Source organism: Citrobacter sp. Colony219 (assembly GCF_019382635.1).
GTDB lineage: Bacteria > Pseudomonadota > Gammaproteobacteria > Enterobacterales > Enterobacteriaceae > Citrobacter > Citrobacter youngae.
In genome coordinates this window covers 308273-322285 of the sequence record NZ_CP080033.1, presented here as the reverse complement: position 1 = coordinate 322285, position 14013 = coordinate 308273, and the positions used below count along the sequence as shown (strand labels likewise).

9 protein-coding genes, 1 tRNA gene and 2 rRNA genes (1 of these 12 running past the window's edge) are annotated in these 14013 nt (G+C 51.8%); 2 read left to right on the top strand and 10 right to left on the bottom strand.

Annotated elements, in window-relative coordinates:
* The 3 genes from JTI85_RS01385 to JTI85_RS01375 all read right to left on the bottom strand — a co-directional run.
* Positions 1 to 1480, bottom strand: a 23S ribosomal RNA gene (locus JTI85_RS01385) (it extends 1362 nt beyond the left edge of the window).
* Positions 1481 to 1699: 219 nt separating this feature from the next.
* A tRNA-Glu gene (locus JTI85_RS01380) sits at positions 1700 to 1775 on the bottom strand.
* Positions 1776 to 1860: 85 nt separating this feature from the next.
* Positions 1861 to 3402, bottom strand: a 16S ribosomal RNA gene (locus JTI85_RS01375).
* Together the 16S and 23S rRNA genes with 1 tRNA gene alongside form the textbook arrangement of a ribosomal RNA operon.
* 476 nt (positions 3403 to 3878) lie before the next feature.
* Here JTI85_RS01375 and JTI85_RS01370 point away from each other — a divergent pair.
* Together JTI85_RS01370 and mdtD are read left to right on the top strand one after the other, a co-directional pair.
* Positions 3879 to 4583 (top strand): FadR/GntR family transcriptional regulator, encoded by a 705-nt coding sequence (locus JTI85_RS01370; protein ID WP_115601251.1) that lies wholly within the window; start codon positions 3879 to 3881, stop codon positions 4581 to 4583.
* A 3-nt stretch (positions 4584 to 4586) separates the two neighbouring features.
* Entirely contained in the window at positions 4587 to 6014 is a 1428-nt protein-coding gene (gene mdtD / locus JTI85_RS01365; RefSeq protein ID WP_061066903.1) for a multidrug transporter subunit MdtD, read from the top strand.
* On the opposite strand, the gene rbsR is transcribed toward mdtD, so the two are convergent.
* The 7 genes from rbsR to kup all read right to left on the bottom strand — a co-directional run bounded on the left by rbsR (position 5980) and on the right by kup (position 13925).
* Complete coding sequence (gene rbsR, locus JTI85_RS01360; protein ID WP_105242127.1) at positions 5980 to 6972, bottom strand: ribose operon transcriptional repressor RbsR; 993 nt, start codon at positions 6970 to 6972, stop codon at positions 5980 to 5982. The two genes, mdtD and rbsR, sit on opposite strands and share 35 nt — an antisense overlap.
* Before the next feature lie 3 nt (positions 6973 to 6975).
* Positions 6976 to 7905 carry a ribokinase gene (rbsK, locus tag JTI85_RS01355; RefSeq protein WP_115601252.1) on the bottom strand — a complete coding sequence of 310 codons (930 nt, stop codon included), beginning with the start codon at positions 7903 to 7905 and terminating at the stop codon, positions 6976 to 6978.
* A gap of 141 nt (positions 7906 to 8046) precedes the next feature.
* Positions 8047 to 8937 (bottom strand): ribose ABC transporter substrate-binding protein RbsB, encoded by an 891-nt coding sequence (gene rbsB / locus JTI85_RS01350; protein ID WP_003023760.1) that lies wholly within the window; start codon positions 8935 to 8937, stop codon positions 8047 to 8049.
* A gap of 24 nt (positions 8938 to 8961) precedes the next feature.
* The gene (gene rbsC, locus JTI85_RS01345; RefSeq protein ID WP_003826999.1) at positions 8962 to 9927 is read right to left on the bottom strand and encodes a ribose ABC transporter permease; all 966 of its coding nucleotides are present in this window, start codon (positions 9925 to 9927) and stop codon (positions 8962 to 8964) included.
* Positions 9928 to 9931: 4 nt separating this feature from the next.
* Positions 9932 to 11437 carry a ribose ABC transporter ATP-binding protein RbsA gene (rbsA, locus tag JTI85_RS01340; protein ID WP_003023764.1) on the bottom strand — a complete coding sequence of 502 codons (1506 nt, stop codon included), beginning with the start codon at positions 11435 to 11437 and terminating at the stop codon, positions 9932 to 9934.
* Between the two features lie 7 nt (positions 11438 to 11444).
* Complete coding sequence (rbsD, locus tag JTI85_RS01335; protein ID WP_003023766.1) at positions 11445 to 11864, bottom strand: D-ribose pyranase; 420 nt, start codon at positions 11862 to 11864, stop codon at positions 11445 to 11447.
* A 192-nt stretch (positions 11865 to 12056) separates the two neighbouring features.
* Positions 12057 to 13925, bottom strand: a complete 1869-nt coding sequence (gene kup / locus JTI85_RS01330) for a low affinity potassium transporter Kup (protein WP_219352021.1) — start codon at positions 13923 to 13925, stop codon at positions 12057 to 12059.
* Positions 13926 to 14013 lie beyond the last annotated feature (88 nt).

The window sequence follows — 14013 nt, the reverse complement described above, 5'->3', positions numbered from 1 at the left end:
CCGCCTACATGCTTAAACCGGGACAACCGTCGCCCGGCTAACATAGCCTTCTCCGTCCCCCCTTCGCAGTAACACCAAGTACAGGAATATTAACCTGTTTCCCATCGACTACGCCTTTCGGCCTCGCCTTAGGGGTCGACTCACCCTGCCCCGATTAACGTTGGACAGGAACCCTTGGTCTTCCGGCGTGCGGGTTTTTCACCCGCATTATCGTTACTTATGTCAGCATTCGCACTTCTGATACCTCCAGCATGCCTCACGACACACCTTCAACGGCTTACAGAACGCTCCCCTACCCAACAACACATAGTGTCGCTGCCGCAGCTTCGGTGCACAGTTTAGCCCCGTTACATCTTCCGCGCAGGCCGACTCGACCAGTGAGCTATTACGCTTTCTTTAAATGATGGCTGCTTCTAAGCCAACATCCTGGCTGTCTGTGCCTTCCCACATCGTTTCCCACTTAACTGTGACTTTGGGACCTTAGCTGGCGGTCTGGGTTGTTTCCCTCTTCACGACGGACGTTAGCACCCGCCGTGTGTCTCCCGTGATAACATTCTTCGGTATTCGCAGTTTGCATCGGGTTGGTAAGTCGGGATGACCCCCTAGCCGAAACAGTGCTCTACCCCCGAAGATGAGTTCACGAGGCGCTACCTAAATAGCTTTCGGGGAGAACCAGCTATCTCCCGGTTTGATTGGCCTTTCACCCCCAGCCACAAGTCATCCGCTAATTTTTCAACATTAGTCGGTTCGGTCCTCCAGTTAGTGTTACCCAACCTTCAACCTGCCCATGGCTAGATCACCGGGTTTCGGGTCTATACCCTGCAACTTAACGCCCAGTTAAGACTCGGTTTCCCTTCGGCTCCCCTATACGGTTAACCTTGCTACAGAATATAAGTCGCTGACCCATTATACAAAAGGTACGCAGTCACCTAACAAGTAGGCTCCCACTGCTTGTACGTACACGGTTTCAGGTTCTTTTTCACTCCCCTCGCCGGGGTTCTTTTCGCCTTTCCCTCACGGTACTGGTTCACTATCGGTCAGTCAGGAGTATTTAGCCTTGGAGGATGGTCCCCCCATATTCAGACAGGATACCACGTGTCCCGCCCTACTCTTCGAGTTCACAACCTGTGCATTTTGGTGTACGGGACTATCACCCTGTACCGTCGGACTTTCCAGACCGTTCCACTAACACACAAGCTGATTCAGACTCTGGGCTGCTCCCCGTTCGCTCGCCGCTACTGGGGGAATCTCGGTTGATTTCTTTTCCTCGGGGTACTTAGATGTTTCAGTTCCCCCGGTTCGCTTCATTACGCTATGGATTCACGTAATGATAGTGTGTCGAAACACACTGGGTTTCCCCATTCGGAAATCGCCGGTTATAACGGTTCATATCACCTTACCGACGCTTATCGCAGATTAGCACGTCCTTCATCGCCTCTGACTGCCAGGGCATCCACCGTGTACGCTTAGTCGCTTAACCTCACAACCCGAAGATGTTTCGTAAAACACCACCGTGTTGCGAAAATTTGAGAGACTCGAACACACCATTTTTCATTTCTTATTACGGAGAAATGAAACAGTGTGTCGTTTCAATTTTCAGCTTGATCCAGATTTTTAAAGAGCAAATATCTCAAACGTCACCCGAAGGTAAGTTTTGAGATATTAAGGCCGGCGACTTTCACTCACACAAACCAGCAAGTGGCGTCCCCTAGGGGATTCGAACCCCTGTTACCGCCGTGAAAGGGCGGTGTCCTGGGCCTCTAGACGAAGGGGACGTGTCAGTCTCAATCGCAAGACGCCTTGCTATTTACTTTTCATCAGACAATCTGTGTGAGCACTACAAAGAACGTTTCTTTAAGGTAAGGAGGTGATCCAACCGCAGGTTCCCCTACGGTTACCTTGTTACGACTTCACCCCAGTCATGAATCACAAAGTGGTAAGCGCCCTCCCGAAGGTTAAGCTACCTACTTCTTTTGCAACCCACTCCCATGGTGTGACGGGCGGTGTGTACAAGGCCCGGGAACGTATTCACCGTGGCATTCTGATCCACGATTACTAGCGATTCCGACTTCATGGAGTCGAGTTGCAGACTCCAATCCGGACTACGACGCACTTTATGAGGTCCGCTTGCTCTCGCGAGGTCGCTTCTCTTTGTATGCGCCATTGTAGCACGTGTGTAGCCCTACTCGTAAGGGCCATGATGACTTGACGTCATCCCCACCTTCCTCCAGTTTATCACTGGCAGTCTCCTTTGAGTTCCCGGCCGGACCGCTGGCAACAAAGGATAAGGGTTGCGCTCGTTGCGGGACTTAACCCAACATTTCACAACACGAGCTGACGACAGCCATGCAGCACCTGTCTCACGGTTCCCGAAGGCACCAAGCCATCTCTGGCAAGTTCCGTGGATGTCAAGAGTAGGTAAGGTTCTTCGCGTTGCATCGAATTAAACCACATGCTCCACCGCTTGTGCGGGCCCCCGTCAATTCATTTGAGTTTTAACCTTGCGGCCGTACTCCCCAGGCGGTCGACTTAACGCGTTAGCTCCGGAAGCCACGCCTCAAGGGCACAACCTCCAAGTCGACATCGTTTACGGCGTGGACTACCAGGGTATCTAATCCTGTTTGCTCCCCACGCTTTCGCACCTGAGCGTCAGTCTTTGTCCAGGGGGCCGCCTTCGCCACCGGTATTCCTCCAGATCTCTACGCATTTCACCGCTACACCTGGAATTCTACCCCCCTCTACAAGACTCTAGCCTGCCAGTTTCGGATGCAGTTCCCAGGTTGAGCCCGGGGATTTCACATCCGACTTGACAGACCGCCTGCGTGCGCTTTACGCCCAGTAATTCCGATTAACGCTTGCACCCTCCGTATTACCGCGGCTGCTGGCACGGAGTTAGCCGGTGCTTCTTCTGCGAGTAACGTCAATCGCTGCGGTTATTAACCACAACGCCTTCCTCCTCGCTGAAAGTACTTTACAACCCGAAGGCCTTCTTCATACACGCGGCATGGCTGCATCAGGCTTGCGCCCATTGTGCAATATTCCCCACTGCTGCCTCCCGTAGGAGTCTGGACCGTGTCTCAGTTCCAGTGTGGCTGGTCATCCTCTCAGACCAGCTAGGGATCGTCGCCTAGGTGAGCCGTTACCCCACCTACTAGCTAATCCCATCTGGGCACATCCGATGGCAAGAGGCCCGAAGGTCCCCCTCTTTGGTCTTGCGACGTTATGCGGTATTAGCTACCGTTTCCAGTAGTTATCCCCCTCCATCGGGCAGTTTCCCAGACATTACTCACCCGTCCGCCACTCGTCACCCAAGGAGCAAGCTCCTCTGTGCTACCGTTCGACTTGCATGTGTTAGGCCTGCCGCCAGCGTTCAATCTGAGCCATGATCAAACTCTTCAATTTAAGTTTGATGCTCGTGAATTAAACTTCGTAATGAATTACGTGTTCACTCAGAGACTTGGTATTCATTTTTCGTCTTGCGACGTTAAGAATCCGTATCTTCGAGTGCCCACACAGATTGTCTGATAAATTGTTAAAGAGCAGTGCCGCTTCGCTTTTTCTCAGCGGCGCGGGGTGTGCATATTACGCCATCCCGCTACGAAGTCAAGCATTTAATTTCGCTTTCTTCGCCGGAGTTCTCAGTGGAACCCCGCTGACCCGGCGGCTTGCGTGCCGTTGTTCCGTGTCAGTGGAGGCGCATTATAGGGAGTTATTTCAGGCTGACAAGGGGAAATTTAAAATAACTTTCCGAATGCGTGTTTTTTCACCAAAACCACCATTAACATGCCATAAAATAAGCAATTTGCCGTTTTTGCAGCCGCAATCACACTCCCTGATGGCATACTAATGAATAAGAAAAAGCGTAAGGAAGAACATTCATGCCTTTAAATGCCCAACAGATAGCTGCCCAAAAGAATCTTTCCTATGTTCTGGCAGAAAAGCTGGCTCAGAGAATATTAAAAGGTGAATACGCACCCGGCGCTATCCTGCCAGGTGAAATTGAGCTGGGCGATCAGTTTGGCGTAAGCCGAACTGCGGTAAGAGAGGCAGTTAAGACATTAACGGCTAAAGGTATGGTATTACCGCGCCCACGTATTGGTACACGCGTTATGCCGCAGGCAAACTGGAACTTCCTCGATCAGGAGCTGCTCACCTGGTGGATGACGGAAGATAATTTCCCACAGGTCATTAAACACTTTCTGGTGATGCGTATTAGCCTGGAGCCTCAAGCCTGTTCACTGGCGGCGACGATTGGTACGGCAGAGCAGAAAGCCCATCTCAATACATTAATGGAAGAGATGGTCGAGCTGAAAAAGAACTTCAGACGCGAACGTTGGATTGAAGTTGATATTGCCTGGCATGAGCACATTTATGAAATGAGCGCGAATCCATTCCTGATATCCTTCGCATCATTGTTCCATTCCGTTTATCAGACCTACTTTACGTCGATTACCTATAACGATGTGGTCAAGCTGGATTTGCACCAGGCCATTGTCGATGCAATAGAAGATAGCGATGGCGAACGCGCTTTTGCCGCCTGTCAGGCATTACTGATAGCACCGAACGAGCTCCCGGATAAATAATCTATGTCAGAAAAGAAATCGCGCAGTATGGCTGGATTGCCATGGATAGCCGCCATGGCCTTTTTTATGCAGGCATTAGATGCCACTATCCTCAACACGGCCTTACCCGCAATAGCACATAGTCTTAACCGCTCCCCGCTTGCTATGCAATCAGCCATTATCAGCTATACCCTGACAGTCGCTATGCTGATCCCGGTGAGTGGATGGTTGGCTGACAGATTCGGGACCCGGCGTGTATTTATGATTGCCGTTAGCCTGTTTACGTTGGGATCGCTGGCTTGTGCACTTTCCAGCTCATTAAGTGAACTGGTGGTTTTCCGCGTGATACAGGGTATCGGTGGCGCAATGATGATGCCTGTTGCCCGTCTGGCATTATTGCGTGCTTACCCGCGTAGCGAACTGCTCCCCGTACTTAATTTCGTGACCATGCCCGGTCTTGTTGGACCGATTTTAGGTCCGGTACTGGGTGGCGTGCTGGTAACGTGGGCCAGTTGGCACTGGATCTTCCTGATTAATATTCCCATCGGCATAGCCGGTATCTTCTATGCCCGCAAATATATGCCGAACTTCACCACACCACGCCGCGGCTTCGATATGACCGGTTTCTTTCTCTTTGGTCTAAGCCTGGTACTGTTTTCCAGCGGTGTTGAGTTGTTTGGCGAGAAACTTGTTGCCAGTTGGGTCGCACTTGGCATTATTCTCGCCAGCATTGTGCTACTGCTCGCCTACATTCGTCATGCGCGTCGCCATCCGACACCGTTGATTGCGCTTCCTATTTTTAAAACGCGAACCTTTTCTGTTGGCATCGCCGGAAACCTTGCTACTCGCCTGGGAACGGGATGCGTACCTTTCTTAATGCCACTGATGCTGCAGGTAGGCTTTGGATACCCGGCACTCATTGCCGGTTGCATGATGGCTCCGACAGCGCTGGGCTCAATTCTGGCGAAATCGATGGTGACGCAGGTACTGCGCCGGCTCGGCTACCGGACCACGCTGGTCGGTATTACAGTGTTTATCGGCCTGATGATTGCACAGTTTTCTTTGCAGTCTCCCGCCATGCCGGTCTGGATGCTAATTCTGCCACTGTTCATTTTAGGTATGGCGATGTCCACCCAGTTTACCTCAATGAATACCATTACTCTGGCCGATTTAACTGATGAGAATGCCAGCAGCGGCAACAGTGTTTTAGCCGTTACGCAGCAGCTGTCTATTAGTTTAGGGGTTGCCATTAGTGCCGCGGTTCTGCGTATCTACGAAGGTATGGAAGGAACCAATACGGTTGAACAGTTCCACTATACTTTTATTACAATGGGCGCGATCACCGTCGTATCGGCGCTGATGTTTATGCTGTTAAGAGCCAAAGATGGGCGCAATCTGATCAAAGATCGACATAAGCCTAAACCGACCCCCGCTCCATCAGAACAGGAGTAAGCTGCAAGCGCTGTTGCTGCAATGCGGGCTGTGCCATACGGTGGATTAACACATCAATGGCCAGTTCACCCAACTCATCTTTCGGTTGGTGAATAGTTGTCAGCGGCGGCGTCATATAACGCGCCAGTTCTATATCATCATAACCGACTACCGCCATATCCTGCGGGATACGCAATCCAGACTGATATAAAGCCTGATATGCTCCAACCGCCATCGCGTCATTGCCGGTAAAAACAGCCTGTGGGCGGTCTTTATGCGACAACAGCGTTTGCATAGCTTCAAACCCACCGCCAAACTCGAAGTCACCGGTGATCTCGTAACCGTTCGGGATAGCCAGCCCTGCACGCTTCATTGCCGCGCGATACCCTTCCAGACGCAGACGCGCCGGTGTTTTATCCAGAGGGCCCGTGATGCAGGCAATGCGCGTAAACCCTTTTTCGATCAGATGTTGAGTGGCTAAATCCCCACCTAACAGGGAGTTATCCTGAATCAGATCGCTTTCACCATCAAAAGGCGACCAGTCCATCATCACGGTCGGTATAGAAGGGTAACGCTGCATGATTTCTCTGGAAGGCTGATGTGTTTCCGTGCAGAGCAGCAGCAAGCCGTCTACCCGCTTTTGCATCAACGTTTCCAGATTACGGTTCATACGCTGCTCGTCACCTTCGGTGTTGCACAGCACCAGGCTGTAACCGCGCTCAAAGCAGCTACGTTCAACACCACGAACCAGCTCAGAGTAAAAGGGATTAGTACTGGCTGTAATTAACATGCCAATAGTGCGGGTCTGATTCAGTTTGAGACTACGCGCCAACGCGGAAGGCGCATAGTTAAGCTCTTTGATTGCCGCATCAACTTTGTCAGTGATCGCCTCACTGACAAAGCGATCTTTATTAATGACGTGAGAAACCGTCGACGTGGAAACACCCGCCAGGCGGGCAACGTCCTTCATTGTAGCCAAGCGTTACCTCTGTTGACTTAAAAACGCTTCGATTTCTTCACGCCATGGAACGGAAGGCTGTGCACCTTTACGTGTGACCGCAATCGCGGCGGCAGCATGTGCAAAACGGATGGCTTCCGATAGCGGAGTCTCTTCCAGTAACGCTGTGATTAACGCACCGTTAAAGGTATCTCCGGCAGCGATAGTATCAACCGCGTCAACTTTAAAACCCGGTACTCGCTGACCTTCACCGTTTACACTGGCCCACACACCGCGACTCCCTAAGGTAATCAGTACAGTATGGATCCCTTTCGCGTGCAATGCCTGCGCCGCTTTAGCTGCATCTTCATCGTTTTCTACCCGGATCCCCGTCAGCTTTTCAGCCTCGGTTTCATTCGGGGTAATAATATCCACCAGCGCCAGCAGCTCGTCGGATAGTTCACGTGCCGGAGCTGGGTTAAGGGCGACCAGAGTCTTATTCTGATGCGCAATCTTTGCCGCAGCCTGTACGCTTTCGATCGGTGATTCTAATTGCATCAGTAACGCAGACGCCTGAGCAATACGGTCACGCTGTGCTTCTACCAACGCCGGAGAAAGAGCAGCATTCGCGCCGGCATGAATACCGATAACGTTCTCACCTTCGGCATTCACAAAAATCAGCGCCACACCGGTCGATTCACCCGAAATAACGCTAATCGGGGCAATATCAATATTATCGCGAGCTAACTGTTTACGAACACTTTCGCCAATATCGTCATCACCCGTACAGGCAATGAACGCGATATTCGCGCCACTACGCCCTGCAGCAACCGCCTGATTCGCGCCTTTACCGCCAAACGCCACCTGATATTGACTACCGGTTACGGTTTCACCCGGTGTCGGGAAAGAGTTAAGGTTGAGGATGTGATCGGCATTAATGCTGCCAAGAACAACGAGGTTGCCTGCGGTTTTCATGTTAGGTATTCCAAGTCAAAGTGCGCCACCGGGTTAGGGTGGCGCGTGCCCTGCTTTTCTTTTTACGCTTTCATCCTCAGAACAAGATCCAGGGATGGCGTATTTATGTCTCCATCAGGTCGCGAGCGGCCTGAATCGGTATTACTGCTTGATAACCAGCTTCAGGTCAACCGGATATTTAGCCTGAACCTTCTCGCCTTTCAGGACTTTATCCGCAGTCTCAACGCCTTTCGCGCCGATCTGATCCGGCAGCTGAGCAATGGTCGCAGCCAGTTTGCCATCATTTACTGCTTTTTCGCCATCTGGAGTGCCGTCAAATCCAACCACCATCACATCAGATTTACCCGCCGTTTGCAGCGCACGCAGCGCACCCAGCGCCATTTCATCGTTCTGGGCAAATACGGCCTGCACGTCAGGATGCGCGGTCAGCAGGTTCTGCATAACGTTCAGACCTTTAGTGCGGTCGAAGTCTGCCGGCTGGCTGGCCAGTACGTTAAATTTGTGTGCCGCAACGGCCTGCTGGAAACCTTCGCCACGCTCACGCGCCGCAGACGTTCCGGCAATGCCCTGCAGTTCGATAACTTTCGCGCCTTCACCGGCTTTTTTCGCGATGTAATCACCCGCAATTTTTCCGCCCAGCACGTTATCAGACGCAATATGGCTTACCACTTCACCTTTAGACGCTACGCGGTCAAGGGTGATAACCGGAATCTTCGCCTGGTTAGCCATCTTCACGGCGTTACCCACGGCATCGGAGTCAGTTGGGTTGATCAGCAGGATTTTAGTCCCGCGAACCGTTAAGTCCTGAACGTTAGCCAGCTCTTTCGCCGGGTTGTTCTGCGAGTCCAGAATCACCAGGTTGTAGCCCAGCTTATCTGCCTCTTTTTGCGCCCCATCCTTCAGGGAGACAAAGAACGGGTTATTAAGCGTGGAGACCACCAGCGCAATGGTATCTTTCGCCATCGCATTCGCGCTCACGGTGGCGCTCAGCGCAACAGCAGAAACCAGGGTAGCCAGTTTTTTCATGTTCATATTTAAGATGTCCTGTAATCGTTGTTACTGCTTTTTGTTGTCTACCAGTACCGCCAGCAAAATCACCACCGCTTTGACGATCATCTGGTAATAGGAGGATACACCTAACAAATTCAAACCATTATTGAGGAAACCAAGAATCAATGCGCCGATCAGCGTCCCAACAATGCGTCCTTTACCACCCGCCAGGCTGGTACCACCTAATACCACCGCGGCGATAGCATCCAGCTCATAGCCTGTACCTGCCGTCGGTTGTGCAGAGGAAAGACGCGCCACTTCAATGATGCCCGCCAGCGAAGCCAGCAGCCCACAGAGTGAATAGACGATAATTTTGATTTTACTGACGCTGATTCCGGACAGACGCGTTGCCGCTTCGTTACCGCCCAGCGCATAGATATAACGACCCAGACGCGTGTGGTGCAGCATGTACCACGCCGCGAGGAAAACAATCCCCATAATCCACACCGGCGTAGGGATGCCTAATGGACGACCAATCCCGAACCAGCCAAACAGATCGGCATTATCAGTAAAACCGGTGTTTACCGGACTGCCGTTGGTGTAGACCATGGTCACACCGCGCAGCAGCAGCATCATCACCAGGGTCGCGATAAACGCCTGCACGCGACCTTTCGCGACAATCACCCCGGTTACCGCGCCAATGGCAGCGCCGAGCGCCAGAGCAGCAGCAACAGCCACCAGCGCATTGACTTCAATCCCTACAATGGAAGCCGCAACCGCGCCGGTCAGCGCCAGTAAGGAACCGACGGACAGGTCGATACCCGACGTCAGGATGACCAGAGTCATGCCGACCGCCATGATGGCGTTCACCGACGTTTGCTGGAGAATGTTGAACAGGTTATTAACGGTAAAAAAGTTGGGGCTCATGGTGGAAACAATCGCGATCAGCACTAACAGAGCGATGAGCGACTTTTGCTCCAGAAGCCATGCTTTAGTGAAATAACGGCGACCAGAAACAGCCTGGGTAGTCATCTTTTTACTCCTGATTCACGCGATTAAGCTTGCCCACAGCGGCAGCCATTAATACTTCCTGAGTGGCCTGCTCGCGAGTGAATTCACCGCCGAGATGCCCTTCATGCATAACGATAATTCGATCGCTCATGCCCAATACTTCTGGCATCTCAGAAGAGACCAGAATGATGCTCAGCCCATCGGCCTTAAACTGGTTGATAAGCTGATAGATTTCTTTTTTCGCCCCAACGTCAACGCCGCGCGTTGGTTCATCAAGGATCAGCACTTTTGGTCGGGTCATCAGACCGCGCGCAATCGCTACTTTCTGCTGGTTACCGCCGGAGAGCAGGCCGATAGCCTGTTCCATCGATGGCGTTTTAACATTGAACAAGCGAATAAAATCTCCCACCGCCTGCTGCTCATCTTTATGTTTTAGGCTTCCGCCTGCACGGCTGAAATAGCGCAGCGCGGTCAGTGACATGTTCTCTTTCACCGACATACCGAGCACTAAACCATCGCGTTTACGGTCTTCAGAAATATAGACGATGCCGTTAGCCAGTCCATCCTGCGGCGAACGGGTAACCACTTCATGGCCATCAAGCGTGACGTAGCCGCTGGTGCGTGGCAATGCGCCGTACAACACTTTCATCAGCTCGGTACGTCCTGCACCCATCAACCCCGACACGCCAAGGATCTCGCCTTTACGCAGCGTGAATGACACATCGTTTACGCCAGGGCCGCACAAATTATCGACTTTCAGGCGAATATCACCCGGCGCTTTTTCCAGACGCGGGTACTGATCTTCCAGTTTACGTCCCACCATCATTTCAATCAGCGAGTCTTCGGTAAGCGATGCGACTTCACGCTCGGCAATAAACTGCCCGTCGCGAAAGACGGTTACGTCATCGCAAATCTCGAAAATCTCTTTCATGCGGTGAGAAATATAGACAATGCCGCGTCCCTGGGATTTCAGTTCGCGAATGACGCGGAACAGGGATTCGGTTTCAGTATCGGTGAGGGCATCCGTCGGTTCATCCATAATGATGACCTTCGATTCAAAGCTCAGCACTTTGGCGATTTCAACCATCTGCTGATCGCCAATCGACAGCTCACCGACCAGCCTGTCGCTTTTAAAGCGCAGATTGAGTTTGGCGAGCAGCAGATCGGCTTCGGCGTACATCTTCTTCCAGTCTATTTTGCCAAAGCGATTCACAAACTCGCGACCGAGAAAAATGTTCTCGGCAATAGTGAGTTGCGGGATCAGGTTCAGCTCCTGGTGGATGATACCGATTCCGGCTTCCTGGGAGGATTTCGGGCCGTTAAAGGTGGTCTCTTTACCCAGCCACAATAAGGAACCGGCATCACGGGTGTAGATTCCGGTCAGCACCTTCATCATGGTGGATTTGCCCGCGCCGTTTTCGCCTACCAGCGCCATTACGCGGCCTGGGTAGACATTCAGCGCGGCGCCGGATAGCGCTTTTACGCCTGGGAACGCTTTATCGATCCCTTTGAGTTGCAGTAATGCGTTCATGATGGCCTCAGAACGTGACGCCAGCACAGAGAATGATATTCGCATACGGAGAACATTCTCCGCTGCGAATTACCGCCTGACTGTCTGCGGTTTGTTTTTTGAATTGTTCATGCGTGGTGTAACGAATTTCTATGGTGTTTCCCTGGTGTTGTTGCAGTTGCTCAATGTGACTGAGCAACGTTTCGTGGAGTTGCGGATTATGTTGTTTAATTTCCGACGCGAGAATGGCCGCCTCGACCTGCATTTCACGTGTAACCACATCCAATACCTGCATAAAAGAAGGTACGCCCTGGGTTAATGCCATATCGATACGCGTTGTGCTGTTCGGGATGGGTAAACCTGCATCACACACCACCAGCGTATCGGTATGCCCCAGACGGGAGATCACCGATGAAATTTCAGAGTTGAGTACCGTGCCTTTCTTCATTTTCTTTCCCCACTAGCGAAACGTTTCGCTTAAGATAAGTGTAGTTCGAAGAGTGGACAGAAAACCACCGTGACGTTACGAAAATGTGATCACCATCGAAACGTTTCGCAAGGATTATCATGAGATGAAAAGAAAACTGAGAGGGGTCAAACAAAACGCCCCCTTTCACGATGAAAGAGGGCGTTAACAATATTAAATCTCGACCTGCGTACCGAGTTCAATAACCCGGTTCGGTGGGATTTCAAACTGGTCCGGCGCGCGCAGCGCATTGCGCTGTAGCAGCAGATACAGCTTGCCACGCAGGCGCAGATACCATGGTCGTTTGCCGACAATCAACGACTCGTGCGACATGAAGAAGGAGGTTTCCATCATCCGACAGCTTAAGCCTTCCAGACCGCAGCGGTGGAACACTTCTTCAACGTTTGGCGTTTCACGCCAACCGTAGCTGGCCACCACGCGCCAGAAGGTAGGCGACAATTGCTCAATCTGCACTCTACGTACATTGTGTACATAGGGCGCGTCTTCCGTACGCAGCGTCAGCAGAATAACGCGTTCATGCAGCACCTTGTTATGTTTCAGGTTATGCAGCAGCGCAAACGGGATGACGTTCAACGCACGGGACATATACACCGCCGTTCCTGGCACGCGCACCGGTGGGGATTTCTCCAGCGACGCAATCATCGCCTCCAGAGAGTTACCGTGCTCATGCATGCGACGCAACAGACGGAAGCGTTCGCTTTTCCAGGTCGTCATAATAGTGAACATCACCAGACCCAGCGAGAGCGGCAACCAGCCGCCTGAAACGAGCTTATCGAGGTTTGCAGAGAACAACGGAACATCGATGCACAGGAACGCAACCAGGATCAGGAAGACGAAGTATTTATTCCAGTGCCAGTTTTGCCGCGCCACGGTCGTCGACAGAATGGACGTCAGTACCATCGTTCCCGTTACCGCAATACCGTACGCAGCAGCCAGATTACTGGAGTGCTCAAAGCTCACGATCACAATAACCACGGCGAAATAAAGCATCCAGTTTACGAAAGGAATATAGATCTGACCCGATTCCATTTCTGAAGTATGGATAATCCGCATCGGCGATAAATACCCCAGACGCACAGCCTGGCGCGTCAGTGAGAATACGCCGGAAATAACCGCCTGCGAAGCGATTACCGTCGCCAGCGCGGCAAGGATCAGCAGCGGAATCAGCGCCCAGTCCGGTGCCAGCAGGAAGAACGGGTTTTTGATCGCTTCAGGATGCTTTAACAGCAATGCCCCCTGACCAAAATAGTTCAGTACCAGTGAAGGCAACACCACGGAGAACCATGCAAGGCGAATCGGTAACTTACCGAAGTGGCCCATATCCGCATACAGCGCTTCAACACCGGTAATCGACAGCACCACCGCGCCCAGCGCAATAAAGGACAGCGTTTTGAATTCCAGGAAGAAATGAACAGCCCAATACGGATTTAGGGCATGCAACACTTCCGGATTTGCAATAATGCTGCGTACACCCAGCACGGCAAGTACCAGGAACCATATCAGCATAATCGGCGCAAACAGCTTACCGACCATGCCGGTACCGTGTTTTTGAATCAAAAACAGCAGGGTAAGTACGATAATAGAGAGAGGAACAATCCAGGTGTCCAGTTGTGGAGCAATAATCTCCAGACCTTCAATCGCCGACATCACCGAAATGGCTGGCGTAATCACCACCTCGCCATAGAAAAAGCTGCCGCCAATCAATCCCATAATCACCAGCATCGAGGTCGTTCGCGCCGACGTATTACGCCCGGCCAACGACATCAACGTCAGGATCCCACCTTCCCCGGCGTTATCAGCACGCATAACAAATGACAGATACTTAACGGAAACAACCAGAATCAGCAGCCAGAAAATCAGCGAGAGAAAACCAAACACGGCATCACGTTCAACGCCAAAACCAAACTGCCCGGACAAACATTCACGAAGCGTATAAAGTGGGCTGGTACCAATATCACCGTAGACAACCCCAATGGCCGCGAGGGTATTCGCAGACAATGATTGCTTATTATCAGTGCTCATAGACTCGTCTTTCGTTTATACACATCATCGTTCAAGCTACCTCCGCGTTGGCTGCATTCGTTATTCCGCCCATCCCAGGGAATAACTC

Bases quoted from the DNA above. Each gene is read 5' to 3' on its own strand.
- JTI85_RS01370 (WP_115601251.1), top strand. From the start codon at position 3,879: ATGCCTTTAAATGCCCAACAGATAGCTGCCCAAAAGAATCTTTCCTAT.
- mdtD (WP_061066903.1), top strand. From the start codon at position 4,587: ATGTCAGAAAAGAAATCGCGCAGTATGGCTGGATTGCCATGGATAGCC.
- rbsK (WP_115601252.1), bottom strand. From the start codon at position 7,905: ATGAAAACCGCAGGCAACCTCGTTGTTCTTGGCAGCATTAATGCCGAT.
- rbsB (WP_003023760.1), bottom strand. From the start codon at position 8,937: ATGAACATGAAAAAACTGGCTACCCTGGTTTCTGCTGTTGCGCTGAGC.
- rbsC (WP_003826999.1), bottom strand. From the start codon at position 9,927: ATGACTACCCAGGCTGTTTCTGGTCGCCGTTATTTCACTAAAGCATGG.
- rbsA (WP_003023764.1), bottom strand. From the start codon at position 11,437: ATGAACGCATTACTGCAACTCAAAGGGATCGATAAAGCGTTCCCAGGC.
- rbsD (WP_003023766.1), bottom strand. From the start codon at position 11,864: ATGAAGAAAGGCACGGTACTCAACTCTGAAATTTCATCGGTGATCTCC.
- kup (WP_219352021.1), bottom strand. From the start codon at position 13,925: ATGAGCACTGATAATAAGCAATCATTGTCTGCGAATACCCTCGCGGCC.